The sequence below is a fragment of the Nesterenkonia aethiopica genome (assembly GCF_039534665.1).
GTDB classification, from domain to species: domain Bacteria; phylum Actinomycetota; class Actinomycetes; order Actinomycetales; family Micrococcaceae; genus Nesterenkonia; species Nesterenkonia aethiopica.
The window spans coordinates 1-25456 of record NZ_BAAAVT010000010.1; the positions used below are offsets into that span (position 1 = coordinate 1).

General features: G+C 70.5%; 22 protein-coding genes. 3 read left to right on the forward strand and 19 right to left on the reverse strand.

Annotated elements, in window-relative coordinates; genetic code table 11:
- Positions 1 to 419: 419 nt before the first annotated feature.
- The 4 genes from tyrS to ABD658_RS08715 all read right to left on the reverse strand — a co-directional run bounded on the left by tyrS (position 420) and on the right by ABD658_RS08715 (position 6033).
- Positions 420 to 1748 carry a tyrosine--tRNA ligase gene (gene tyrS, locus ABD658_RS08700; protein ID WP_344744351.1) on the reverse strand — a complete coding sequence of 443 codons (1329 nt, stop codon included), beginning with the start codon at positions 1746 to 1748 and terminating at the stop codon, positions 420 to 422.
- 52 nt (positions 1749 to 1800) lie between these two features.
- A complete protein-coding gene (locus tag ABD658_RS08705; protein WP_344744353.1) occupies positions 1801 to 4074 on the reverse strand; it encodes a HelD family protein in 2274 nt (757 codons plus the stop codon).
- 173 nt (positions 4075 to 4247) lie between these two features.
- Complete coding sequence (locus ABD658_RS08710) at positions 4248 to 4952, reverse strand: DNA-3-methyladenine glycosylase (RefSeq protein ID WP_425574501.1); 705 nt, start codon at positions 4950 to 4952, stop codon at positions 4248 to 4250.
- Positions 4953 to 4977: 25 nt separating this feature from the next.
- Positions 4978 to 6033 (reverse strand): GTP-binding protein, encoded by a 1056-nt coding sequence (locus ABD658_RS08715; protein WP_344681640.1) that lies wholly within the window; start codon positions 6031 to 6033, stop codon positions 4978 to 4980.
- A 67-nt stretch (positions 6034 to 6100) separates the two neighbouring features.
- Between ABD658_RS08715 and ykgO the strand changes: the two genes are divergently transcribed.
- Positions 6101 to 6223 (forward strand): type B 50S ribosomal protein L36, encoded by a 123-nt coding sequence (ykgO, locus tag ABD658_RS08720; RefSeq protein ID WP_070159154.1) that lies wholly within the window; start codon positions 6101 to 6103, stop codon positions 6221 to 6223.
- A 4-nt stretch (positions 6224 to 6227) separates the two neighbouring features.
- A complete protein-coding gene (locus tag ABD658_RS08725) occupies positions 6228 to 6992 on the forward strand; it encodes a class I SAM-dependent methyltransferase (protein WP_344681642.1) in 765 nt (254 codons plus the stop codon).
- Here ABD658_RS08725 and ABD658_RS08730 read toward each other — a convergent pair.
- From ABD658_RS08730 to ABD658_RS08750, 5 genes are all read right to left on the reverse strand, one after another.
- A complete protein-coding gene (locus ABD658_RS08730) occupies positions 6946 to 7752 on the reverse strand; it encodes a lytic transglycosylase domain-containing protein (RefSeq protein WP_344681644.1) in 807 nt (268 codons plus the stop codon). The two genes, ABD658_RS08725 and ABD658_RS08730, sit on opposite strands and share 47 nt — an antisense overlap.
- Positions 7753 to 7776: 24 nt before the next feature.
- Entirely contained in the window at positions 7777 to 9222 is a 1446-nt protein-coding gene (gene argH / locus ABD658_RS08735; protein ID WP_344744306.1) for an argininosuccinate lyase, read from the reverse strand.
- Positions 9223 to 9233: 11 nt separating this feature from the next.
- On the reverse strand, positions 9234 to 10469 hold the full coding sequence (locus ABD658_RS08740; RefSeq protein ID WP_070159150.1) for an argininosuccinate synthase: 1236 nt from the start codon (positions 10467 to 10469) through the stop codon (positions 9234 to 9236).
- Between the two features lie 144 nt (positions 10470 to 10613).
- Entirely contained in the window at positions 10614 to 11618 is a 1005-nt protein-coding gene (locus ABD658_RS08745; RefSeq protein ID WP_344681646.1) for an arsenic resistance protein, read from the reverse strand.
- The gene (locus ABD658_RS08750; protein WP_344681648.1) at positions 11606 to 12727 is read right to left on the reverse strand and encodes an NAD(P)/FAD-dependent oxidoreductase; all 1122 of its coding nucleotides are present in this window, start codon (positions 12725 to 12727) and stop codon (positions 11606 to 11608) included. Before ABD658_RS08750 ends, ABD658_RS08745 begins: the two co-directional genes overlap by 13 nt.
- Before the next feature lie 122 nt (positions 12728 to 12849).
- Between ABD658_RS08750 and ABD658_RS08755 the strand changes: the two genes are divergently transcribed.
- Positions 12850 to 13311 carry an ankyrin repeat domain-containing protein gene (locus ABD658_RS08755; RefSeq protein WP_344681650.1) on the forward strand — a complete coding sequence of 154 codons (462 nt, stop codon included), beginning with the start codon at positions 12850 to 12852 and terminating at the stop codon, positions 13309 to 13311.
- A gap of 10 nt (positions 13312 to 13321) precedes the next feature.
- Here ABD658_RS08755 and ABD658_RS08760 read toward each other — a convergent pair whose 3' ends face one another.
- The 10 genes from ABD658_RS08760 to argC all read right to left on the reverse strand — a co-directional run bounded on the left by ABD658_RS08760 (position 13322) and on the right by argC (position 25456).
- Complete coding sequence (locus ABD658_RS08760) at positions 13322 to 14626, reverse strand: guanine deaminase (RefSeq protein ID WP_344681652.1); 1305 nt, start codon at positions 14624 to 14626, stop codon at positions 13322 to 13324.
- On the reverse strand, positions 14623 to 15453 hold the full coding sequence (gene xdhC, locus ABD658_RS08765; protein ID WP_344681654.1) for a xanthine dehydrogenase accessory protein XdhC: 831 nt from the start codon (positions 15451 to 15453) through the stop codon (positions 14623 to 14625). The genes ABD658_RS08760 and xdhC overlap by 4 nt, the downstream gene beginning before the upstream one ends.
- A 2-nt stretch (positions 15454 to 15455) precedes the next feature.
- Positions 15456 to 17852 carry a xanthine dehydrogenase molybdopterin binding subunit gene (gene xdhB / locus ABD658_RS08770; RefSeq protein ID WP_344681656.1) on the reverse strand — a complete coding sequence of 799 codons (2397 nt, stop codon included), beginning with the start codon at positions 17850 to 17852 and terminating at the stop codon, positions 15456 to 15458.
- Positions 17849 to 19369, reverse strand: a complete 1521-nt coding sequence (locus ABD658_RS08775) for a xanthine dehydrogenase small subunit (protein ID WP_344681659.1) — start codon at positions 19367 to 19369, stop codon at positions 17849 to 17851. The genes xdhB and ABD658_RS08775 overlap by 4 nt, the downstream gene beginning before the upstream one ends.
- 131 nt (positions 19370 to 19500) lie before the next feature.
- Positions 19501 to 20034, reverse strand: a complete 534-nt coding sequence (locus ABD658_RS08780; protein WP_344681661.1) for an arginine repressor — start codon at positions 20032 to 20034, stop codon at positions 19501 to 19503.
- Positions 20031 to 21023 (reverse strand): ornithine carbamoyltransferase, encoded by a 993-nt coding sequence (gene argF, locus ABD658_RS08785; RefSeq protein WP_085437575.1) that lies wholly within the window; start codon positions 21021 to 21023, stop codon positions 20031 to 20033. Before argF ends, ABD658_RS08780 begins: the two co-directional genes overlap by 4 nt.
- Positions 21020 to 22294, reverse strand: coding sequence for an acetylornithine transaminase (locus tag ABD658_RS08790; protein WP_344681664.1), 1275 nt, complete (start codon positions 22292 to 22294; stop codon positions 21020 to 21022). The genes argF and ABD658_RS08790 overlap by 4 nt, the downstream gene beginning before the upstream one ends.
- Positions 22291 to 23235, reverse strand: coding sequence for an acetylglutamate kinase (argB, locus tag ABD658_RS08795; RefSeq protein WP_396954382.1), 945 nt, complete (start codon positions 23233 to 23235; stop codon positions 22291 to 22293). The genes ABD658_RS08790 and argB overlap by 4 nt, the downstream gene beginning before the upstream one ends.
- Positions 23236 to 23261: 26 nt before the next feature.
- Positions 23262 to 24428, reverse strand: coding sequence for a bifunctional glutamate N-acetyltransferase/amino-acid acetyltransferase ArgJ (argJ, locus tag ABD658_RS08800; RefSeq protein WP_344681666.1), 1167 nt, complete (start codon positions 24426 to 24428; stop codon positions 23262 to 23264).
- Complete coding sequence (argC, locus tag ABD658_RS08805) at positions 24425 to 25456, reverse strand: N-acetyl-gamma-glutamyl-phosphate reductase (protein WP_344681668.1); 1032 nt, start codon at positions 25454 to 25456, stop codon at positions 24425 to 24427. The genes argJ and argC overlap by 4 nt, the downstream gene beginning before the upstream one ends.

Consider the following 25456-nt stretch of genomic DNA (forward strand, 5'->3'; position numbering starts at 1 on the left):
TATTCTCTGTTGTCAATTTTCGCTTTCCGGATCGCTCCGAAGCAACTTTTCTATCCTAGAACATCTCGTTTCCGGCTGTCAAACCCGGTCCCGAGCCACCCTCCGGACAGCAACTTCTCTATCCTACCCTATCCGTCTGACCCGTGCAAACTCGGTGTCTCACCGAATTCTCTGGGCCATCCTCAAGGATGAGCGTCAAGAAGCCCTGTGACGTGACCGCCACAGTGTGCTCTGCACCGGGTTTCTGCCTTTCGGCTGTCTTCCCTGTGCCCTGAGCACGAGTAGAAACTTTACACAGCACCTCGCCCCCGCGCAAACCGGATCGGGGGTGATGTGCGTCTCAGACGAGAGCAGCCGCGGCGCCGGCGTCCGAAGGGACGTCCGGGCCGCGGCTGCCGTGCCGGTCTGGGTCTCGGTGATCAGTCGCCGTTCCGGCGCACGATGGCCAGATTCTTCTTGCCGCGACGCACCACCAGGTACCGGCCATGGAGCCAGAGCTCTGAACCGGCCGGGGTCTCGCCGTCGTCGACCTTGGTGTTGTTCACGTAGGCGCCGCCGTCCTTGACGGTGCGCCGTGCCTCGGACTTCGAGCTGACCAGACCGGTGGAGACCAGCGCCTCCACCACGGAGGCTGACTGCGGGTCGAGGTCTGCGACCGGCAGCTCAGCGGAGGCCGCGCGCAGGGTCGGTTCGTCGATCTCGGCGATCTCCCCCTTGCCGAAGAGCGCCTCAGAGGCGGCGATGACCTTTCGGGTCGCCTCCTCCCCATGGACCAGCGTGGTCACATCCCATGCCAGAGTCCGCTGCGCCTCCCGGGAGAAGGGGCGCTCCTCCACCTCGCGAGCCAGGGCGTCGATCTCTTCCCGACTGCGGAAGGTGAACACCTTCAGCCGCTCGATCACATCGGCGTCGGCCTGGTTGAGCCAGAACTGGTAGAAGGTGTACGGCGAGCACAGCTCGGCGTCGAGCCAGATCGCGTTGCCCTCCGACTTGCCGAACTTGGTGCCGTCCGAGTTCGTGATCAGCGGCGTGCCGAGGGCGTGCACCTGGGCATTCTCCACCCGCCGGACAAGCTCCGTTCCAGCGGTGATGTTCCCCCACTGGTCGGAACCCCCGAACTGGAGCGTGCAGTCGTACTCGCGGTACAGCTGCAGGTAGTCCAGACCCTGGAGGATCTGGTAGCTGAACTCCGTGTAGGAGATCCCCTCATCAGAGTTCAGCCGCTTGGCCACCAGGTCCTTCTTGATCATGGTGCCCACACGGAAGTACTTGCCGATGTCCCGCAGGAACTCGATGGCGCTGATCCCCTGAGTCCAGTCCAGGTTGTTCACCATCTGCGCAGCGTTCTCCCCCTCGAAGGAGATGTAGGGGCGCACCTGGTCCTGGATGCTTCGCACCCAGCCGGCCACGGTCTCCGGAGTGTTGAGCACCCGCTCCCCCGACTCGCGGGGGTCGCCGATGAGGCCGGTGGAGCCGCCGACGAGCGCCAGGGGCCGATGACCGGCCAGCTGGATGCGTCGCATCGTGAGCAGCTGCACCAGGTGACCCAGGTGCAGAGAAGCCGCCGTCGGATCGAATCCGCAGTAATAGGTGATGGGGTCCCCCGCGAGGGCCTCCTCCAGTGCAGACTCCTCCGTCGACACGTGCACCAGGCCGCGCCACTTCAGCTCCTGCCAGATGTTCTCGAAGCTGTCATCGTTGCGCTGGGTCTCCAGCGCCGCTGGGTTCTCCACGAGGTTCTTCTCCATCACAACTCGTACGGTAGCAGTGTCGGGCCCTGGTCCGGGGCCCGGTGTCGTCTCACCGCGCGTCGAACCCCGCCGGGAGCTCGCCCGAGTGCACGACGTGCAGCGACTGGGTGGGACGGGTGAGCGCCACATACAGGCTGCCGATCCTGCCCGCGGCCTCCTCGCGCAGCTCGGCGGGCTCGACCACCACCACGGCGTCGAACTCCAGACCCTTGGCGTCATCGGCGGTGAGGACCACGATGTCCTGGCTCAGTGAGCCCGCGCCGTCGCCGACCCGTTCGCCGAAGCGTTCCCGCAGGGCGCGCCGGGCGGACGCGTGGAGCCGCTCCGGGACGATGGCCGCCACCAGGCCGTCTCCGACCTTGCCGAACTCGGCGTCGACGGCCTCCACCACCGCCGGCACCACGGCATCGTCCGCCACCTGGTCCACTGCGGGAGCATGGTCGCCCTCGCGGACCGTGCGCAGCGAGGTGATGTCCAGTCCTTCGGAGCGGGCCACGGCCTCGGCCAGATCCACGATCCGGCGCGGGGTCCGGTAGTTGACCGTGAGCTCCTCGACGCGCATCCGCTCGCCGACGAAAGGCTCCATGGCGGCCTGCCAACTCGTCGCCGCCGACGCCGAGGAACCCTGGGCGATGTCGCCGACCACGGTGAAGGATTTCAGGGGGCACCGCCGCATGAGCACATGCCACTGCATGGGTGAGAGCTCCTGGGCCTCATCGACCACGACATGGCCGTAGGTCCAGGTGCGGTCCACCTGGGCGCGCTCAGCAGCACTGAGGCGGGCGGCGGTCTCCTCGTTGAGGCTCACCACGTCCTCCGCGCTCAGGAAGCCTTCGATGCCCATCTCGGCCATCGCGGGGGTGGCGTTCTCCACGGCCTTGCGGGCGTCCTCGAGCTGCCGCTCCCGGGCGGCCTTCTGCCGAGCCTCCTCCCGTCCGGCGGACTCGTCGAGGTAGCCCAGCAGCTCGGCGGCCTCGTCGAGCAGCGGGACGTCGGCGACGGTGAACGGCTCCCCGGGTTCCCGCCGCAGCAGGTCCCGCTCGGTCCGGGTCAGCATCGGTGCGGCCGCCTCCAGATAGGCCGGCCGGCTCCACAGGTCCTCCAGCAGATTCTGCGGCGTCCGCGGCAGCCAGCAGAGGTTCAGCAGCACGCGCACGTCGCGGGCGGTGCGGACGTCCTCCACCAGATAGGAGCGGTCCGCCTCGTTGCCCTCGGACCGCTTGGCCAGGATGCGCTCGAGCTTCTCCGCGATGTCCTTCACCACGACCTTCACGAAGGTCGTCCGCGCCTCGTTGTAGGGCTTGCCGGTAGCCCGGGCCCGTTCCCGGGCGCGGTTGATCATCGCCGGGGTGACCGAGACCTTGACGCCGTCGACGTCCACCTCTCGCGGCTCCGCGATGGTGCGTTGACGCTGGGCCACGGCCGCACCGATGACCTCCGCCATCTGCAGCCGCCCCTTGATCTCAGCGACCCGGGAGTCCTGCTCCTCGACGCCGCGCACCCCGGGGTACAGCTCAGCCACCGACGACATCACCACGCCGGTCTCCCCCAGCGAGGGCAGGACACGGTCGATGTAGGACATGAAGGTGGAGTTCGGCCCCACGATCAGCACCCCGGCGGACTTCAGCCGCTCCCGATGGCTGTACAGCAGATAGGCGGCCCGATGGAGGGCCACCGCGGTCTTCCCCGTCCCCGGCCCACCCTGGACCACCAGGACTCCCGGCAGGTCCGAGCGGATCACCCGGTCCTGCTCCGCCTGGATGGTGGCGACGATGTCGCCCATCTGACCGGTGCGCCGGGCGTTGAGCGCCGCGAGCAGAGCCCCGTCCCCGTGGTTCTCCGCCGTCTCCTCGAGCAGGTCCGGGTCCAGGACCTCATCCTCCACGCCCTGGACGTCCCGACGCCGCAGCATCAGGTGCCGGCGTCGTCGCACGCCCTGCCGATCGAAGGCGGTGGCCTGGTAGAAGACACCGGACTCCGGGGCTCGCCAATCCAGCATGAGCCGCTGCCGCTCGGCGGTGGTCAGCCCGATGCGGCCGATGTACCGACAGTCGCCGCCGTCGAGATCCAGGCGCCCGAAGACGAGCCGATCGTCCACGGCGTTGAGCTGAGCCAGCCGATCCTCATACATGGTGGCGAAGGCGTCGCGCTCCGAGACGTTCTGCATGGTGCCCACCGCCCCGGTGCTGCGCACCTCGGAGAGCTGGGTCTCCTTCTCCTCGCGGAGCTCGTCGAGCCTGCGGTACAGCAGGCCCACGTACTCCCGCTCCTCCTCGACGCCGGCGTCGAGCGCCGGGACGGGGACCTCACCGACGGTGGGCATGTCTCCGGAGGGCCCTCCGGAACGGCCGTTGCGCGCGGCCGGACGATCCGGGATGACCTCGGATGCGCTCGAGCTGGTCGTGTCACTCATCAAGCAGTACGGCTCTCATGTCTGAAACAGATGACCACCTATCCTACCCGCAAGAGGGTGAACAGGACATGACGGCGTCGCCGTCAGCTCTGCCGACGCTCCAGCACCTCCCGAGCGGGCACATCCCGACCCGGCCGGTAGGCCGAGACACCGGCTTCACCGGCCAGCCAGCAGCGCCAGGGGAACTCCGGGCCTCCGCCGACACCGGAGACGCCCACCCGCGGGCCCCAGAGCCTCTCGCCGACCGGCTCCCCGGGCGGCGAGAGGAGGAAAGCGACGTCTTCGGGGTCCGGATCCGCAGGCTGCGGCGCCTCGGGCGGCACCAGTGTCACCGGCGCGGCGTCCATGGTGAGCGTGATGCCCAGCCCTTGACCCAGACGCCCGGGCCCCGAGAGCAGCTTCACCCCGGTGTCCCGCCCCCGGCGCTCGACTGCGAGGCCGCGTCCGGCGAGCACCTCGCCGGCGCGCAGCAGCACTCCCCCGGCCGTGCCCTCGGGTCCGCAGGCCAGGTTCAGACAGCGATGGATCCCGTAGTTCAGGTAGACGTAGGTGCGCCGCGGAGGCCCGAACAGGGAGTCATTGCGGGCCGTGCGGCCGCGGAAGCTGTGCGCTCCGGGGTCCTCGCCCTGGTCACCGTAGGCCTCGACCTCAGTCAGCCGGACGGTGACAGCACCCTGTACGGTCACCACGGTCAGGCGGCAGCCCAGCAGGGCCGGAGCGAGCGCCGTGGCGTGCCCGTCGAAGAGCGTGTCAAGCTGATGAAGGTCCACGGCCGACCATTCTTCCATCCCGGACCTGCGGGACTCACTGTGCTCACAGATTCGGTGCGGTGCGCCAGTCCGGGAAGGGATCGGGGAAGGTGGACCAGGCCATGGGACCGGCCGCGAGCTCGTCGTCGTCCAGAGCCGCCTCGTCCAGGGCCGCGGTGAGCCTCCGGGTGTCCAGACCGAGCCCGACGACGGCGACGTCCTGCCCGAAGGCCAGCACTTCGTCCTCCTCCCGCATCTGGTGGTCGAAGCTCACCGGTTCCAGGGCGAATCCGGCCCCCACATGGTCCCACTGGGCGGTGACATGTGGCCGGGTCGCCAGTCGGCAGAACCCGGCGGAGCGCAGCACCTGCCCGGCGCCGCGTTCGAAGAAGAAGGTCTCCAGGACTGCATGCAGCCGGCCCGGGTGGAAAGGTCGCAGCTGGTCGTACCGCATCACCGTGACGTCCTCGGTGGTCACCTCCGGGGCGAAGTCCCCGTTGAGCTGGCAGATCCACCCGGCCCTCGTCTGCTCCTGGGAGTACTCCGTGCTCCGCCGAGGCCATCCGTCCGAGACGCCACCGTCGCGTCGCACCGTGGCCCGCGGACTCAGCGCGCTCAGCAGCGCCTCGAGCGTGCGGAGCCGGTGAGCCGGAAGGCCGGAGGTGTTGACCAGCACGATGTCCGAGGCGTATTCGATCTGCTGGACCATCAGTTCCGCCCGGGCCGCGTGGTGGGCCCCGTCCTGCAGCGGCACGAAGTCCTCCGTCTCCAGATCGTCGAGCAGATGCGCGGCGTCCACCACGCAGACCACGGCGGAGAGCCGAGTGGCCATGGTGGGGTCGGCCAGAAGGCCGATGATCTCCATAGCCGGCGTCTCCAGCGGGTGCTCGACCACCAGGCCCTGCGCCGCACGCATCCGGCCCAGGAGCGTCACCGCCTGATCGAGCACCTCCGGCTCGGCGCGCATCCTGCGCGCAGGCAGCAGCACCCGGTTCTCGGCGCGGGCCAGGCGCGCCGCGAGCTCCTGCCGCTCCGGTGCGCAGGCTCCGACGACGGCGACGACGTCCACCCGCCCTCCGATGCTCGCTCCCTGCGGCTCGTCCTCCGGCGTGATCTCCATTCGCGTCCTTCCAGGGTTGAAGCGTATGATCACTGCTAATGCTACTCATTATCACTAGGAGGATGCCATGAAGGTCCGCAAGTCCCTGCGCTCGCTGAAGAACAAGCCCGGCTCCCAGGTGGTGCGCCGCCGCGGCAAGACCTACGTCATCAACAAGAAGAACCCCCGCCTCAAGGCCCGCCAGGGCTGACAGCATGCCCGGGTCCCAGCTCGACGAGTACGAGCTCATCGGTGAGCTCCATGATCTCTTCCTGAGCGAGGAGACGTGGAGCCCCATCAGGCCTGTTCTCCAGGCGCTCTTCGGAGAGCTGGGAGACAGCGCCGTGGTGATGGACATCGGCGCCGGCACGGGACTGGGAGTCGACGCCCTGGCCCGGGTGTTCGACGGCCGCATCACCGCCGTCGAGCCTTCGGCCATGATGCGGGCCGGCCTGCTGACCAGGATCTCGACCGACGAGGACCTGGCCGGGCGCGTCCGCATCATCGCCGAACCTGCACCCGCGGCCTTCGCCCAGCTCACCGGGCCCATCGACGGCTTCCTCTGCACGCATATGCTGGGCCACCTCAGCAGCCACCAGCGCCGGGAGATGTTCGCGCAGCTGGAACAGCGTATGGCGCCCGGAGCGTCCGGACTCGTCACCGCCGACCGGCACCTCGCACCGCCGTCGGGTCAGTCCGTGGAGCAGCATCGGCGCCTCGGCGGACTGGACTACGTGGCGCGCTTCCTCCCCCAGCCGGACGGCCTAGTGCAGCGCTACGAGGTCCGCGACGGCGGCACGGTGCTGCGCAGCGTGGAGGCTGCGAGCCGATGGCAGCCCGTCACACAGGCCGCGCTCGCCGCGGAGGCGGCGCCGGCCGGCTTCGAGCTGGTGAGCCGGGGCGACGGGCTCGCCACCCTCAGAAGGAGCCCGTTCAGAACGCCCCCGCGTACCGCTCAGCCCACCGGGCGACGTCATTGATGTAGGGCACTGAGCGGTTGTAGGCCCCCACCGCGGTGGCGAAACCCTCATCCTGCGTCAGCGGCCCACCACGCTCACACAGATAGACCGCGGCAGTCAGCGCGGCGTCATCGATGTTCTGCGGGTCCGGGCCCACTTCGCGTGCCCCGGCAGAGCCGTCCTGAGCGTAGAGCCCCCAGGTGGTCGGGATGAACTGCATCGGTCCGACGGCTCTGTCCCACTCATCGTCGCCGTCGAGCTCGCCGCCGTCGGTGTCCCGGATCTCCGCCACACCCTCACCGCCGTCCAGGGCGATGCCGATGATCGGCGGTGAGGCCGTGCCGTCTTCCTCCAGGCTCGAGCCTGCGTAGGTGCCGTGCAGGGACTCCACCTGCCCGATCCCCGCCAGGGTGTTCCAGCCCAGACCGCATCCGGGCCTCTCGGCACGCTGCCGCAGGGCGGCACCCGCATAGGCCTCCAGCGCGCGCGGCGGAATCTCCACCGACTCGGCCGTCGCGGCGACCCAGTCCGGGTCGGCGATCTCGCGCACGGGAAGATCCGCCAGCGAGGCCGCCTCACGCGCCTGCGCGGAGAACGGGGCCTGCCGCTGGACCGGAGCCTCCGGCAGCTCGGCGGACGTCTGATCGTCAGGCTCCTCCGGAGCTCCCCCGCAGGAGGTCAGGAGGACGACGACGCAGGCGGCCGCCCCGAGGAGTCGGGGCCGCCGCCTGCGCTGCGTCGTGGGATCTGAGATCGAGCGTCCGGAGGCCATCTCAGTCATCTGCGTCGCGCCGACCGCCGATGCTCAGCCTCCCAGCGCCGCGCGGCGCCGTGCCGACTCGGCGGCGGGCGCCTCGAGCTGCTCGGCGACCCGCACGGGAGCGGTGCCGCCGACGGCGTCACGGGAGGCCAGGGAGCCCTCCACGCTGAGCACGTGACGCACCTCGGGCGTGAGAGCCGAGTGGATGGCGGCCAGCTCCTCATCGGTGAGCTCGTGCAGCTCCTTGACGGGCGCATGCTGCTCACAGGCCCGCACACATTCTCCGGCCACCTCATGGGCCACCCGGAACGGCACACCCTGCCGGACCAGCCACTCCGCGACGTCCGTGGCCAGGGAGAACCCCTGCGGGGCCAACTCGGCGAGTCGCTCGGGGTGGAACTCGAGCGTGGCGATCATCCCGGAGACCGCCGGAAGGAGCAGCTCGAGGGTGTCGACGGCGTCGAAGGCCGGCTCCTTGTCCTCCTGCAGGTCCCGGTTGTAGGCCAGCGGCAGCGCCTTGAGCGTCGCCAGCAGACCGGTGAGGTCACCGATGAGCCGGCCGGCCTTGCCGCGGGCCAGCTCCGCGATGTCCGGGTTCTTCTTCTGCGGCATGATCGAGCTGCCCGTGGAGTACGCGTCGTCGAGCGTGACGAAGCCGAACTCCTTGGTGGCCCAAAAGATGACCTCCTCGCTGATCCGGGAGAGGTCCACCCCGATCATCGCGGTCACCCAGGTGAACTCCGCCACCAGGTCCCGCGAGGCGGTCCCGTCGATGGAGTTCTCCGTCGGCCCGTCGAAGCCCAGCTCGGCGGCCACCTGCGCCGGGTCCAGACCCAGCGAGGAGCCGGCCAGCGCTCCGGAGCCGTACGGCGAACGCGCCAGACGACGGTCCAGGTCCGCCAGACGGTCGACGTCGCGCAGCAGCGGCCACGCATGGGCGAGCAGATGATGGGCCAGCAGCACCGGCTGCGCATGCTGCAGATGGGTGCGGCCCGGCATCGGCGCCGTCGGGTGCCGCCGCGCCTGGGAGACCAGGGCCTCGACGACGTCGAGGACGCCGGATGAGATGACCGCGACCTGATCCCGCAGGTACATGCGCACCATCGTGGCGATCTGATCGTTCCTCGACCGTCCGGCGCGCAGCTTGCCGCCGAGTTCCTGGCCCGCCCGCTCCAGCAGCCCGCGCTCCAGCGCCCCGTGGACGTCCTCGTCGGACTCCGCGGGGGTGAAGGCCCCGGAGCGGACGTCCTCGGCGAGGGCGTCCAGCGCCGAGAGCATCCCCTCCAGCTCGGACTCGGTCAGCAGCCCCGCCCGGTGCAGCACTCGGGCGTGCGCCCGGGATCCGGCGATGTCATAGGGGGCGAGCTTCCAGTCGAAATGCGTGGACTTGCTCAGCGCCGCCATCACATCGGCCGGCCCGGAGGCGAAGCGCCCACCCCACAGGGAGCCCTCGTTGGTGCCGTGCGTCTGGCTGGTCGACTCCGTTCCCATGCCGGCTGCGCTCACTTCTCGACGCCGGCGCCGGAGAGGTCGGGCTTGCCGTGGATCCGCTCCTCGCGCTGCGAGGCCGTCCGGGCGGACAGCCCGAAGATGTCGATGAATCCGGGCGCTGACGACTGATCGAAGGAGTCGCCTTCGTCGTAGGTGGCGAGGTTGAAGTCGTACAGGGAGGTCTCGGAGCGCCGGCCCTGCACCGTGGCGCGGCCGCCGTGGAGCTCCAGGCGGATCTCCCCGGAGACGTACTTCTGGGTCTCGTCGATGAAGACGTCGAGGTTGTTCTTCAACGGCGAGAACCACTGGCCGTCATAGACCAGCTCGGTCCACCGCTGATCGACCGTCTTCTTGAACCGCGCCTGCTCGCGCTCCAGGGTGATGTTCTCCAGCTCCCGGTGGGCGGCCATCAGGGCCATCGCGCCCGGCGCCTCATAGATCTCCCTCGACTTGATGCCCACCAGCCGGTCCTCCACGATGTCGATCCGCCCGATGCCCTGGGCGCCGGCGCGGCGGTTGAGCTCCTCGATGGTCTCCAGCGGCGTCACGCTGCGTCCGTCGAGGGCCACCGGCACGCCCTGATCGAAGGTGATGGTCACGACGTCGGCCGCCGGCGGGAAGGCCGGGTCCTCGGTGTAGTCGTAGACGTCCTTGGTGGGGCCGTTCCAGATGTCCTCCAGGAAGCCCGTCTCCACGGCCCGTCCCCAGACGTTCTGGTCGATGGAGAAGGGGTTCTTCTTCGTGGTCTCGATCGGCAGGTCGTTCTTCTCCGCGTACTCGATGGCCTTCTCCCGGGTCAGGGCGAGGTCGCGGACTGGGGCGATGCACTTCAGCTCCGGGCCGAGCGTCTGGATGGAGACCTCGAAGCGCACCTGGTCGTTCCCCTTGCCGGTGCAGCCGTGGGCGACAGTGGAGGCCCCGAACTGCTGAGCGGCGGCGACGAGGTGCTTCGAGATCACCGGTCGCGAGATGGCCGAGACCAGCGGGTAGGCGTCCATGTACAGCCCGTTGGCCTTCAGCGTGGGCATGCAGTACTGCTCGGCGAACTCGTCGCGAGCGTCGGCCACGTAGGCCTCGACGGCGCCGCAGTCCAGGGCGCGCTGGCGGACGGTCTCCAGGGACTCTCCGCCCTGTCCGACGTCGACGGCGACGGCGACGACCTCGGAGCCGGTCGCCTCGGCGATCCAGCCGATGGCCACTGAGGTGTCGAGGCCGCCCGAGTAGGCGAGAACGATGCGATCGGTCACGGGTCCAGCTCCTTGCATGTCGTCCCTGGGCGGCCAGGGAGGTGTGGTGGTCGGCTCACCGAGGAGTCTACATAAATATTCAGTCCATTGCATACTCACGCAGTGGGGCTCGGGGAACCGCCGTCTCCCTGGCAGGCTATCGCCTCAGGACGCCGTCGTCAGCGGCTCCGCGACACCGAGCCTCCGACTCCGACGACGATCCCTGCGACGACGCCGGCGCATCCACCAGGACACCGCCGCCAGATGCGGGAACTCCAGCAGCATGCCGAGCACGATCACCGCAGTCACCACGGGATCCTCGCCCAGCACCAGGGCCGTGACGGCCAGCATCAGCGGCGCATTCCGAGCCGCCGTCGTGAAGATGATCAGGATCAGATCCGGCTCGGCCAACGCGGCACGCCGCGACACGGCCACAGCGAGCCCCATGCTGAGCGCGAAGAACAGGGCGACCACGATCAGCACCTGGACGAAGACCCACGGCGCCAGGACCGCCTCCGACGCCCCGGCGGCGAAGAGCACCAGGATCAGCGCGGCGATGACCCAGGGCAGGGCCGCGCCTCCGGCCCGCTGAACGGCGGCGAGCGCGTCACGGCCGGCCGCCCGACCGACCAGCAGGCGCACCAGCACCGCCGCTGCGGCCGGAATCAGCAGGCCTTCTGTGACAGCCGGCCACAGCGCCTCCATCACTCCAGGGAGGCTGCGCCCGGTGACCAGCGAGATCCACACCGGGTAGAGGAGCAGCTGCAGCACCAGGGAGACCGGGATCAGCGCCGCCCCCAGCACAGCGTTCCCACCGGCCACCCGGGTGAATCCGAGGAACCAGTCCGTGCAGGGGAACAGCAGATAGATCAGCAGCCCCAGACGCACGGCCTCGCTGTCGGGAACCAGCAGCGTCACTAGCCCCAGGGCGGCCGCCGGCAGCACGAGCATGTTGAGCACCAGCGCCACGACGGCGGCGCGGCGCGAGCGCAGCAGCTCCCGCGCCCCACCGACTCGCAGCTCCAGGAACACGAGCCCGAGCAGCAGCATGATCAGCGGATCCGTCGCATGCTCCGCCCAGGCGGCGTCCGAGACAGTCAGTCCCAGCAGCAGGCCGACGACGATCGCCAGCAGGAACAGCCAAGGCGGCGAAGGAGTCAGCACGCGCATTCGGCCCCGCAGGACTCGACGTCCTCGGCGAGCATGCCGGCCTGACGCCAGGCCTCGAGCGCCGTGCAGTCCTTCCCGAAGGACTCGCCGACCACGCGGGCGACATGGGCGAAGCGCTGCCGGAACTTGTAGACGAAGCAGAAGCGCTGCGACCCGTGACGCAGCGCCGCTCCGGCGAGGAAGAGCCCGGGGGCTCGGGTGGACTGATCGTCGGCGTCCACCAGGGGCCAGCCGTCCTCCCTGCGGTCGAACAGATGCGCCGCGGGTCCGAGACCAGGCCCGAACCCGGTGCCCGCCAAAGGTGCCGAGTCGGCCTCCAGCACGGTGCCGTCACTGAGAGAGACCGACCAGCGGTCTCCGTCGCGGGCCACCGACGAGGCATGCCGAGCCAGCAGGCGGAGCCTGCCGGTCTGCTGGGCGCGAGCCAGCCGCATCCTGGTGCGCGGCGCCAGGCGGAAGGACGGATCGGACCCTTCGCCGGCGTCCCAGGGATGGTCGGCATCGAGCACAGTGACCTCCGCGCCGGCCTCGACATGGTGGCAGGCGACGTCGAGGCCGGACTCGTAGCCGCCGAGCACCACGAGGCGACCCTGCCGCGGCCCCCAGGCCTCGTGGCGGGAGGTGTGGACCAGCGCGCCCTTCCCCGCCATCTGTGGCACGGCGGGGTCTTGGAACTCCCCGCCGGCCCAGACCACCGTCCGCGCTGGGATGGGCCCGTGCGGGGTGGTGGCGACGAAGCCGCCGTCGTCCTGCCGCAGCGAGGTGACCTCACACTCCGGGGCGACCGGCACCTCGAAGACCCGGGCGACACCGCGCAGGTACTTCGCGTAGCCGCGCCCGTCGGGATAGTCCACACCGAGGCTGAAGGCGGGAGAGGTCTCCGGGTGCACGGAGTTCAGGTCCGTGGACCCGTAGCCGTTGCCGGTGAAGGACGGGGTGAGGAATCGCTGCTCCTGCGGCCATCGCCGGAAGGTCTCGCCGATCTGGCCGCGGTCGACGACGCCGACGGTCAGTCCGTCGACGGCGTCGAGGGCGAGGGCGCACCCGATGCCGGCGGGGCCCGCCCCGACCACGAGGGTGTCGAGGGCCTGCGCTGGAGAGGGGGTCATGGAGCGACCTTCCTAGTTATTGAGAATCACTTTCAATAACCCAGCATACGCGACGGCGTCGATGACCTCGGACGACATGACACGCCGCCGTCGCCGGCTCGGCCTCCGATACACTCGGGGCCATGCCACACGACTCCTCCCCCGCCGCCGGACAGCCCCAGGACACCGGCGACGTCCCCGAGCTGACCGACGAACAGCTGGAGTTCCTCAACTCCATGTTCGACCTCGCGCGGCAGGGCCGTGGCGAAGAGCTGCTGGGCCTCATCGACCAGGGGATCCCGGTCAACCTGGCCAACGCCAAGGGCGACACGCTGCTGATCCTGGCCACCTACAACAACCACGTCTCCCTGGTGAAGGGCCTGCTCGACCGGGACGCCGACGTCGACCGGCTCAACGACCGCGGCCAGTCCGCCCTGACCTGTGCGGTGTTCCTGCAGAACGAGGAGACGGTGCGCCTGCTCCTCGACGCCGGCGCGGACCCCCGCCACGAGGGCCAGAACGCCTATGCGGCCATCGAGATGTTCGGCCTCGACGCGATGCGTGCTGTGCTCGACGAGCACCAGGGGAACCGCTCCGGCCGGTGACGAGGCCCCGTCATCCCACGGGAGCCCCGCCGATCCAGACACCGGCCACATCCGCCGCTGAGCCCAGCGAGAAGATCTTCGCCACCACATCCTGCGCATCACGGGCGTAAGGCAGGACCTGCTCCAGCGTCCCGCCCGTCTGGGGCCGCACCAGCACCGCGTCGAACTGACGTCCCACCGACAGATCCCCGATCTCCTCGGCCAGTCCCAGCACCTGAGCGCCGGAACGTGTCGCCAGATGCAGCAGGTCCGAGGGGCGCAGGTCCAAGCCCTCAGCACCGAGCAGACGCTGCCCGAAATAGGCCTGCAGGCCTTCCGCCACCAGGAAGAACCCCGCCCCGGCGCCGACATCGGTGCCCAGCGCGACCGGCACGCCCGCGTCCCGATGGCGCCGCCAGGGGAACAGCCCGCTGCCGAGGGAGAAGTTCGACGTCGGGCAGTGGGCCACCGCTGCACCCCGCTCCCCCAGGATGACCAGCTCCTCCTCCGTGGGATGCACATCATGGGCCAGCACCGCACGTGAGCTCAGCAGCCCGGCCCGGTCATAGGTGTCCACGTAGTCCCGGGCCTCTGGAAACAGCTCGCGCACGGCGGCGATCTCCGCCGGGTTCTCATTGACATGCGAGGTGAACCAGAGACCCTCGTCGCCCGGCCCCGTGCCCGCTCCCGCGGCGAGCAGCTCACCGCACGACCGCAGCATCTCCTGGCTCGCCGAGAGCGAGAACCGCGGAGTGACCGCATAGCGCAGCCGTCCTCGGCCATGCCATCGCCCCGCCAGGGTCCGGCCGGCCTCCAGAGCCCGCTCCGGGGTGACCAGCAGGCTCTCCGGGAGGAGGCGGTCGCTGACCACCAGGCCGGAGGTCATCCGCAGTCCGATCCGCTCCGCCTGCGTGAAGAGCACGTCCATCGCCGCCGGGAAGTGGGAGCCGAAGACCAGCGCCGACGTCGTCCCGGACCGCACCACGGAGGAGAGGAAGTCCTCGGCCACCGCCTGGGCATGCGTCGCCTCGGCCAACCTCTCCTCCTCGGGCAGCGCGCACTGGTCGAGCCACTCCAACAAGGGCATCCCGAGCCCGCCGATGACGCGGATCTGGGGGAAGTGGACGTGGGTGTCCACCAGGCCGGGCAGCAGAACGCCGTCGCGAAGATCCACGACTTCGTGACCGGGATGGCCGGCGACGGCGGCGTCGAGCCCGGTCCGGGCGACGATCACCCCGTCCTCGACGACCAGGGCGCAGTCGTGGTCCGCCCGCAACGCGTCAGGGTCTCCCAGCTCCCCTGGAGTGTCCAACACCTGCGCCCGATAGATCGTCATGCGCTCGCTCCCCCAGGAGCTCCGACGGACCCACGGCGCAGATAGTCCGCCACGACGCTGACCGCGATGCTCACCGGGTCCTTGCCGGGCACCTCAGAGAGCCCGATGGGGCAGGTGATGCGGTCGAGGTGCTCCTCGGGGTGCCCGCTCTCCTGCAGCCGACGACGGAACCGGGCCCATTTCGCCCGTGACCCGATGAGCCCCGCGTAGCCGAGATCCTCCCGCCCCAGGGCGGCCTCACACAGGAACAGGTCCTCGGCGTGGTCATGGGTCATGATCAGCACGTGGGCCCCCGCGGGCAGCTGCGCCATCACCGTCTCCGGGGCCGGGGCGTGGTGGACCTCCACCTGGGCCCGAGACTCCGTCAGGTCCAGGGCGCGGGCCCGGCCCGCCTGTTCCTCGCGGCTGTCCACCAGGTGCAGGGTCACGGACAGGCGAGAGAACATCCGCGCCGTCTCCAGGCCTACGTGGCCGACGCCGAAGATCGCCACGACCGGCAGCGCACCGATCCGTTCGAAGAGCAGCGAGACCTGCCCCCCGCAGCACTGACGACCGTGGACGGCAGGCGCATGCTCGGTCAGGGACAGCTCCAGGACCTGGGGGCTCTCCGACCCCGGGGCCAGCAGGGATCGGGCATGCTCGATGGCGGTCTGCTCGAGGTTCCCTCCCCCGATGCTGTCCCAGGAGCCGTCCGCGACGACGACCATCTTGGCCCCCGCCTCCCGCGGGGCGTGACCGCGGGTGCTCAGCACGGTGACGAGCACGCCCGCCCGGCCCCGAGCCCGCAGCCGGCCCAGCGCCTCATGCCAGTCACCCGTCAGCTCCACCGTCAGCCGCCGCTCACCGGCTCTGCGGCCTCATCCCGCGCCGCCTCGTCCCCTGCCGCCTCCCGGGCACGCCGCAGCGCCCAGAACACCGCCTCCGGGGTGGCCGGACTGGGCAGCTCCACCGAGGATCCACCGGGGCCGAAGGCGGCCACCGCGGCCCGCAGCGCCTCCCGGACGCTGAAGGCCAGCATGAGGGGAGGCTCCCCCACCGCCTTGGATCCGTACACCACCCCGGGCTCGGTGGCGCGCTCGTAGAGATGCACCGTGAAGTCCTCCGGCATCTCCGAGAAGCTGGGGAGCTTATAGGTGCTCGCCGCCTGGGAGAGCACCCGGCCGCGTCCCGGCGAGTCGCCTTCGTCCCAGCGGAGGTCCTCCAGGGTCAGCCACCCGACGCCCTGGACGAAGCCGCCCTCGATCTGGCCCACATCGATCAGCGGGGACAGCGAGTCGCCGACGTCGTGGAGGATGTCGGTGCGGAGCAGCCGGTGGGCTCCGGTGAAGCCGTCCACCTCGACCTCGCTGACGGCCGCACCGTAGGCGAAGTACTTGAACGGTTCGCCTCGCATCGCCACCGGGTCCCAGTGGATGCCCTCGGTGCGGTGGTAGCCGGCGGCGAAGAGCTGGACCCGCTGCAGATAGGCGTCCCGCACGACGTCGGCGAAACTCACCGGCTCGGTCCCCAGCCCCCGAACCTCGCCGTCGGAGAATCGGACGTCATGGGAGTGGACCCCGAGCCGCCGAGAGGCAACCTCCGCCAGACTCTGGCGAATCTGCTCGCAGGCGTTCCTCACGGCTCCGCCGTTGAGGTCCGCGCCCGAGCTGGCCGCCGTGGCGGAGGTGTTGGGCACCTTGTCCGTGCGGGTCGGGGCCAGACGCACCTGCTCCAGCGGCACGCCCAGAGCCGTGGCCGCCACCTGCCGCATCTTGGTGTGCAGCCCCTGGCCCATCTCCGTGCCGCCGTGGTTGATGAGCACCGAGCCGTCCTTGTAGACGTGCACCAGAGCGCCGGCCTGGTTGAAGGCCGTGAAGTTGAAGGAGATCCCGAACTTCACTGGTGTCAGTGCCAGTCCGCGCTTCCGGTGGCCATGCCGGGCGTTGAACTCCTCCACCTGCCGACGTCGGGCCACGACGTCGGCGCGATCCTCCAGCTGGTCCCAGATGTCGCCGAGACGTTCGGCGTGCCGCACGGGCTGCCCATAGGGAGTGACGTCTCCGGGGCGGTAGAGGTTCCGGCGCCGCAGCTCGTCCGGGGCCAGCCCCAGCAGCGGCGCGCAACGCCCCAGAATGTCCTCGATGATGAGCATCCCCTGCGGCCCTCCGAATCCGCGGAAGGCGGTCTGCGAGGTCTTATGCGTCTTCGCGATCCGGCCCAGGACCTCCACGGCCGGGATGAGATAAGCGTTGTCGATGTGGCACAGGGCCCGCGAGAGCACCGGCTCGGAGAGGTCCAGGGACCACCCGCCGTCCGAGGTGATGACCGCCTTCAGCGCCCGGAGGCGGCCGGCGTCGTCGAAGCCCACCTCCCACTGTGCGGCGAAGGGGTGGCGCTTGCCGGTCATCGTGATGTCCTGGGTGCGGGTCAGGCGCACGCGCACCGGGCGGCCCGTACGCACCGCTCCGAGCGCGGCGACCGCGGCCAGACCATGGGGCTGCATCTCCTTGCCGCCGAAGCCTCCGCCCATCCTCAGCGCCTGGACCGTCACCTCATGGGAGGCGACCCCCAGCACGTGAGCCACGATCTCCTGCGTCTCAGTGGGGTGCTGGGTGGAGCTGTGGATCATCACCTGCCCGGCCTCGTCCACCAGGGCGAGGGAGGCGTGGGTCTCCAGGTAGAAGTGCTCCTGGCCGCCGAAGGAGAACGTCCCCGAGAAGCGGTGGGGCGCCTCCGCGAGACCGGCGCCGACATCGCCGCGGCGCAGCACCGGCTGCCGGCCTTGGAAGCTCTCCGCGGCGATCGCCTCGTCCAGGGTGATCAGCGCGTCCAGGGGTTCGTAGTCTACGACGACGGCCTCGGCACCCCGCCGGGCGGCCTCCTGGGTCTCCCCCAGCACCCAGCACACGGCGTGCCCGTGGAACATCACCACCCGTGGAAAGAGCGGTTCGTCGCCCTTCACCCCGGCGTCGTTGATGCCGGGGACGTGCTCGGCCGTGAGCACCTCCACGACGCCGTCGACGGCGCGAGCACCCGCAGTGTCCAGGGCCAGCACGCGAGCATGGGCATGCGGAGCCTGGACGGGCCAGGCGTGCAGGGTCCGCGGGTCGCGGACGGCGATGTCGTCGGTGTACTGGGCTGCTCCCGTCACGTGCAGGGCCGCGCTCTCATGCGGTTCGGCGGCGCCGACGCCGCGGTGCTCGGACGGGGACTCGGGCCGGATCTGAGGGTCGGTCTGCGACGTCATGGCCTCGTCTCCTCCTTCACGTGCTCCTCGGAACGATCCTCGCGGTCCTCCCGCTCGGCGAGGAACCGGTGCAGGCTCTGGGCGAGCATCTCGGCGCGGTAGTCCGCACTGGCCCGCAGATCGTCCATCGGCGTGCCCTCGGCCCGCAGGACCGACGCCGCCTCGTCGACGGTCGCGGGCGTCCACTCCCGGCCGCGCAGGGCGTCCTCCGCGGCCAGCGCACGCAGCGGCGTGGCGGCCACCCCGCCGAGTCCGATGCGGACATCGTCGACGTGCCCGTCGCGCAGCGTCACGGCGTAGGCCACGGCCACCGAGGAGATGTCTTCGAACCGCCGCTTGGCGATCTTGTGGAATGCGGTGTGCGGCTGCAGAGGCAGGGGGATCCGCACCACCCGGATGAGCTCCCCGGCCGTTCGCACGGTCTGCCGATACCCGGTGAAGAAGTCCTTCAGCGGGACCGTCCGCCGCCCCGCGGCGGAGACCAGGTCCAGCTCCGCATCCAAGGCGAGCAGCGCAGGGGCGGCGTCGCCGATGGGCGAGGCCGTGCCCAGGTTGCCGCCGAGGGTGGCGCTGTTCCTGATCAGCCGGGAGGCGAACTGCGGGAGCAGCTGGGCCAGCAGCGGGACACGGCCGGAGACGGTGCGCTCGATCTCTGAGAGGGTCGCGGCCGCGCCGATCTCGACGGCGTCATCCGCCCAGGTGATCGCCTGCAGTTCGGGCAGATGGTCGATCGCCAGCAGGCCGCGAGGGCGGGCGTGCCGAATGTTCCGCTCCACTCCGAGGTCGGTGGCGCCGGCGATCACCACCATCTTCGGGTCCTGGGCGAGCCGGTCCAGGGCCTCCGCCAGGGTCGCCGGACGGAGGAACCAGCCGTCCTCGGCGGCCACCGACGTCGCCGCGGCCGCAGGTGCGGCGGAGGCACAGCGGCGCGCCAGCGGGTCTCCAGGGTGCGGCCGACCCAGCGCATAGGCGGCGTCCCGGATGGGTCGGTAGCCGGTGCAGCGGCACAGGTTGCCGCTCAGGGCGTGCAGGTCGAAGCCGTTCGGGCCGTGCGAGTCGCCGCAGGGCGCGGAGACGCCGGACGAGCCGTCAACACCCTCGTCAGCATCCTCGTCGCCGGTGGCCCGCCGCTCGGGCCGGTAGAACTCGGCGGCCATCGAGCAGATGAATCCGGGGGTGCAGTAGCCGCATTGGGATCCCCCGCGCTGCGCCATCTCCTGCTGGACGGGGTGGAGGCCGTCCGCGCCGTCGGCGAGGCCTTCCGCGGTGACGATCTCTTGGCCGTCGAGAGCCGCCGCCGGCGGCAGGCAGGAGTTGAGCGCAGTCCACCGGACGGAGGCGTCGCCGTCGGGGCGGGCCACCAACACGGCGCAGGCGCCGCACTCTCCCTCGGCGCAGCCCTCCTTCGCGCCGGTCAGTCCGAGCCCGCGCAGCCAGTCCAGCAGGCTCATCCGAGGGGGCGCCGCCTGTACGCGCTCACGAGCGTTGACGGTGATCCGGATCGGGTTCGTCGTCATCCTGTGCTCCTGGTCGAGGTCGTCGGCCGAGCCCCCGCCAGGGTCTGCGGAGCGACCGACGAGACCAGTATCACACGTGACGATCCAGAACGGAGAGCATATTCCGCGATGCGGAGATCCAGTGTCGCGGGTCAGGACGCGTTGTCCGCTTCAGGGTCCCGTCCTTCCGCGAAGGCGCGGAAGCGTTCCGCGAGCGCCGGACCGCTCTGCGGCCCGGCGGTGACCAGCATGATGGTGTCATCCCCGGCGATGGTGCCCAGCACGTCCCGGAGACCGGCATGGTCGACCGCGCTGGCCAGGAACTGCGCAGCCCCCGGCGGCGTCCTGAGGATGACCAGGTTGGCGCTGGCCTCCGCCGAGACCAGCAGGTCTCGACACAGGCCCACCAGACGGGCCAGCGTGGTGGCCTCCGTCTGATCCGCCTGGAACTCACGCTCATGGCCTTCGGCGGGGACGGCGTAGATGAGCGCCCCGTCGGCTCCCCGCACCCTTGCGGCGCCGATCTCCACCAGGTCCCGGGACAGCGTCCCCTGGGTCACCCGCACCCCCTCCTCGGCGAGCTGCTCCACCAGCTCGCCCTGCGACCGGACGGTGCCACGGGTGATCAGCTCCCGGATCTTGGCATGCCGGGCCGTCTTGGTGGTGGGGGTGCTCTGCGTGCTCATCGTCGCGGCAGCTCCTCGCCACGTTCGCCGGCACGCACCAGCGCCACCGTCTCCTCGTCGGCCAGGCCTGACTCCACCAGCAGCCAGGCCATGAGGGCCTTCTGCGCGTGCAGCCGGTTCTCCGCCTCGTCCCAGACCACCGACTGCGGGCCGTCGATGACCTCGGCGCTGATCTCCGCCTCCCGATACGCCGGCAGGCAGTGCAGCACGATCGCGCCCTCGGCCGCCTGCGCCAGCGCGGCCGCATCGACCCGATAGTCCCCGAAGAGCTGCAACCGCTGCTCCTTCTCGTCCTCCTGCCCCATGGAGATCCAGGTGTCGGTGGCCACGACGTCGGCCCCGGCCAGCGCCTCGGAGGCCTCGGTGGTGATGGTCACCGAGCCGCCGGTCTCCGCGGCCCGCACGCGGGCGGCGGAGACGATCTCCTCGGCCGGCAGGTATCCCTCGGGTCCGGCGATGCGCACGTCCATGCCGGCGTTGACTCCGGCCAGCAGGTACGAGTTGGCCATGTTGTTCGCCGCATCCCCCAGATACGCCAGGGAGCGCCCCGTCAGCTCGCCCAGATGCTCTCGGACCGTGAGCAGGTCCGCCACCAGCTGGCAGGGGTGGTAGTCGTCGGAGAGCGCGTTGATGACCGGCACGCGGCTGTGGGCGGCCATCTCCTCCAGACCGGACTGCTCATAGGTGCGCCAGATGATCAGCGAGACCATGCGCTCCAGGACCTTCGCGGTGTCGCTGATCGACTCCTTGTGGCCCAGCTGGGACTCCCCCGGATTGATGATCAGCGGCGCCCCACCGAGGGCGGAGATGCCTGCGGCGAAGGAGATCCGGGTCCGGGTGGACGTCTTGTCGAAGTAGACGGCCGCGGTCTGCGGTCCCGCCAGCGGCGTGATCGCGTAGGGGGCGGCCTTCATGGCCGCTGCCAGGGTCAGGACCCGGCCCAGCTCCTCGGGGCTGAGGTCCAGGTCGGTGAGGAAGTGGCGGGTCATAGGGTCTCCTTCGCAGCGCGGTGGATCCCGGGCAAGGCGTCCACGAAGCGCATCATCTGGGTCTCGGTGATGGTCAGCGGCGGGGCGAGCCGCAGCGTGTGCGGTCCCGGGGCGTTGATGATGAAGCCGGCCTCCAGCGCGGCCGACACCATCGTCGGGGCGAAGGCGGGGCCGCCGTCGTCCCCACGATCGCCGCCGTCGACGTCGAAGCCGATCAGCAGGCCATGGGCCCGGACCTCGGTGACCAGCTCCAGCTGCTCCAGAGCCGCCGCCGTCGCCGCGCCGACCCGGCGCACGTTCTGCAGGACGTCCCCGGACTCCAGGGCGTGGATGGTCGCCAGCGCCGCCGCCGTCGCCACCGGGTTCCCACCGAAGGTGGTGCCGTGCTGTCCGGCGGAGAGCAGCCCGCTGACCTGCTCGCCGAAGGTGATCATGGCACCGATGGGGAATCCGCCGCCGAGGCCCTTGGCCAGCGTCATGGCGTCGGGCCGCGCGTCGGTGGACGTGAACCACTCCCCGGTGCGGCCCGCCCCGGTCTGGACTTCGTCGACGATCATCAGCGCGCCGGCTTCCCGGGTGATCTCCCGGACGGCCTGGAGGTACCCCTCCGGCATCCCGCGGACCCCGGCCTCTCCCTGGACGGCTTCGACGACGACGGCGGCCACCGTGGGGTCGACCGCCTGGCGCAGCGCCTCCACGTCACCGGCGGGCACCCACTCGACGCCGCCCGGCAGCGGTTCGAAGGGTTCCCGATGGGCCGGCTTCCAGGTCAGCGCCAGGGCTCCCATGGAGCGACCGTGGAAGCCGTCCTCCAGCGCGATGATGCGCGGGCGGTCCGCCCCGCCATGCCGTCGGGCGAGCTTGAAGGCGGCCTCGTTGGACTCGGTGCCGGAGTTGGTGAAGAACACCTTGGAGCCCTCGGGTGCCGCAGACAGCTGCAGAAGCTTCTCGGCCAGGGCGACCTGGGTGGGACTGGTGAAGAAGTTGGAGATGTGCCCCAGGGTGGCCGACTGGCTGGCCACCACGGAGGTGATCAGCGGGTGGGCGTGGCCCAGCGCGTTGACCGCGATCCCGGCCAGCAGGTCCAGGTACTCTCGTCCGTCCGCGTCCCACACGGTGGCTCCGGAGCCGCGCACCAGGACTCGCTGCGGGGTCCCGAAGACGCCCAGCAGGGACTCCCGGTAGCGCTCCAGCAGGGCCCGGTCGGGCTGCGCCTCGGCCAGGGCGGAGGTGGTGAGCTCATCAGGGGTCGGCTGATGCGGCGCGGTCATGGGGTGACCTCCTCGTCCGGGACCACCTGGGTGCCGACGCCCTCGGTGGTCACGATCTCCAGCAGCATCGAATGGGGGGCGCGGCCGTCGACGATGTGAGCCCTCGGGACCCCGCCGTCCACGGCGGTGAGTGCGGCTGTCATCTTCGGGATCATCCCGGACTGCAGCTCCGGCAGCATGGCGCGCAGGTCGGAGGCGGACAGCGAGGAGATCAGCGACGACCGGTCCGGCCAGTCAGCGTAGAGGCCCTCCACATCGGTGAGCATGACCAGCTTGGCGGCTCCCAGGGCGGAGGCCACGGCGGCGGCCGCCAGATCCGCATTGACGTTGAGCACCTCGCCGGTGGGCTGACCGGCGTCGTCGAACTCCGGGGCGACGGTGGAGATCACCGGGATGCGCTTGGCCGCGAGCAGATCCTCCACGGCGGCGGGATTGACCCCGGTGACCTCGCCGACCAGGCCGAGGTCGATCTCCTCCCCGCCGAGGTGGGCGGTCTTGCGCCGGGCGCGCAGCAGGGCGGCGTCCTCCCCAGAGAGACCCACCGCATAGGGGCCGTGGCTGTTGATCAGGCCGATCAGCTCCCGTCCCACCTGGCCGGTCAGCACCATGCGCACCACATCCATGGCCTCCGGCGTCGTGACCCGGTAGCCGGCCCGGAACTCGGACTCCACGCCGACGGTCTCCAGCATGGCGTTGATCTGCGGGCCGCCGCCGTGGACCACCACCGGGTTGACCCCCACGTGGCGCAGGAAGACCACGTCCTCGGCGAAGGCACGACGCAGCTCATCGTCGACCATGGCGTTGCCGCCGTACTTGATCACGATGGTCTCGCCGGCGAACTTCTGGATCCAGGGCAGCGCCTCGATGAGCGTGGCGGCCTTGGCACCGGCGTCGGCCCGCGGATCCCGCTCGCGGGGCTGCAGGCTGGTGGTCTTCTCGATCACGGGTTCCCCTCAGGTGGATCGGCTCAGCTGGAGTAGGCGCTGTTCTCGTGGACGTAGTCGTGCGTGAGGTCGTTGGTGAGGATGGTGGCCTCGGCGTCCCCGGACTTCAGGTCGATGGTGATCTCCACCTGGCGTCCGCTGAGGTCCACCAGGGAGCGGTCCTCCCCGATCCCGCCGCCGCGGCAGATCCACACGCCGTTGACGGCGACGTCGATCGTGCCCGGGTCGAAGGCCACATCGGTGGTGCCCACGGCGGAGAGGATGCGCCCCCAGTTGGGGTCCCGGCCGAAGATCGCGGTCTTGAAGAGGTTGGACCGGGCCACCGCGCGTCCGGCGGTCTCAGCCTCGTCCTCGTTGGCGGCATGGATCGTGGTGATGGCGATCTCGTGATGCGCGCCCTCGGCATCGGCGATCAGCTGCGCGGCGAGGTCACGGCAGACCTCGGTGAGCGCCGCCTGGAACTCTCTGAGGTCCACGCCGGAGGCGTCAGCATCAGGGTGTGCGCCGGAGGCCAGGGCGACCACGGTGTCGTTGGTGGACATGCAGCCGTCCGAGTCGGCCCGGTTGAAGCTGACCCGCACTGCCTCGCGCAGTGCGGCGTCCAGATCCGGCTGGGTGATCACGGCGTCGGTGGTGAGCACCGCGAGCATGGTGGCCATGCCGGGGGCGAGCATGCCGGCCCCTTTGGCCATGCCGCCGACGACGAAGCCGGTCCCGCCGGACTGGGCCGTCTTGGAGACGGTGTCGGTGGTGCGGATCGCCTCGGCAGCGGCGGCGGCCGCGCCGTCGTCATCGGTCAGGGCCGCGGCGGCCGCATCCACGGCGGGCAGCAGGGCGCCCATGTCCAGCCGCTCCCCGATCAGCCCGGTGGAGCAGACGAGCACGTCCTGGGCGGAGATGTCCAAGGCCTGAGCCACGCGTTCAGCGGTGTGGTGGGTGTCGGCGAAGCCCTCCGGCCCGGTGCAGGCGTTGGCGCCTCCGGAGTTGAGCACGACGGCGTCAGCTCGGCCGTCACTGACGGCCTGTCGGGACCACAGCACGGGCGCGGCGGCGACCCGGTTGCTCGTGAACACAGCCGCGGCGTGGCGCTGCGGACCGATGTTGACCACCAGTGCAAGGTCGCGTCCGGCGCTCTTCAGACCGGCGGTGACGCCTGCGGCGGTGAAGCCGGCGGCTGCGGTGACGCTCATGGGGAGACTCCCAACAGGTTCAGCCCGAGGGTCTCGTCGAGGCCCAGGGCGAGGTTCATGGACTGGACGGCACCGCCGGCGGTGCCCTTGGTGAGGTTGTCGCTGGCCGAGACCACGATCAGCCGTCCTGCGCGTTCGTCGACGGCGAGCTGGACGGTGACGTGGTTGGACCCGATCACGTGCTTGGTGGCGGGCCACTGTCCCTCCGGCAGCAGATGGACGAAGGGCTCGTCGTCGTACCGGGCGGCATAGGCCTCCCGCAGGGCGGAGGCCGTGGCGCCGTCGGCGAGCCGGGCGGTGGAGGTGGCCAGGATGCCGCGGGCCATAGGCGCCAGCGTCGGGGTGAACGAGATCTGCACCCCGGTGCCGGCCACGGTGCTGAGTCCCTGCTCGATCTCCGGGGTGTGACGGTGTACCCCGCCCACGCCGTAGGGGCTCATCCCGCCCATCACCTCGGATCCCAGCAGATGGGGCTTCAGCGACTTCCCAGCTCCGGAGGTCCCGGTGGCGGCGACGACGACGACGTCGGTGGGCTCGACCAGGCCTGCGGCGAAGGCCGGCGCCAGGCCGAGCAGGATCGTGGCGGGATAGCAGCCGGGTACGGCGATGCGTCGGGACCCGGTGAGCTTCTCGCGCTGCCCGGGCAGCTCCGGCAGTCCGTACGGCCAGGCCCCCTGGTGCGCGGAGCCGTAGAACGCCTCCCAGGCCGCGGCTGACTCCAGCCGGTGGTCGGCCGCGGCGTCGATGACGAGGACGTCCTCGGGCAGCTGGGCCGCGATCTCGCCGCTGGCCCCGTGCGGCAGGGCGAGGAAGACGACGTCATGACCCGCGAGATTCTCGGCTGTGGTCTCCAGGATGGTCTTCTCCGCCAGCGGTCGCAGATGGGGCTGGAGGGAGCCGAGAGCCTCCCCGGCCGAGGAGTGCGCGGTGACCGCGCCGATCTCGACCTCGGGATGCCCGGCGAGCAGGCGGAGCACTTCGCCCCCGGCATAGCCGGAGGCGCCGGAGACAGCGATCGAGTACGTCAT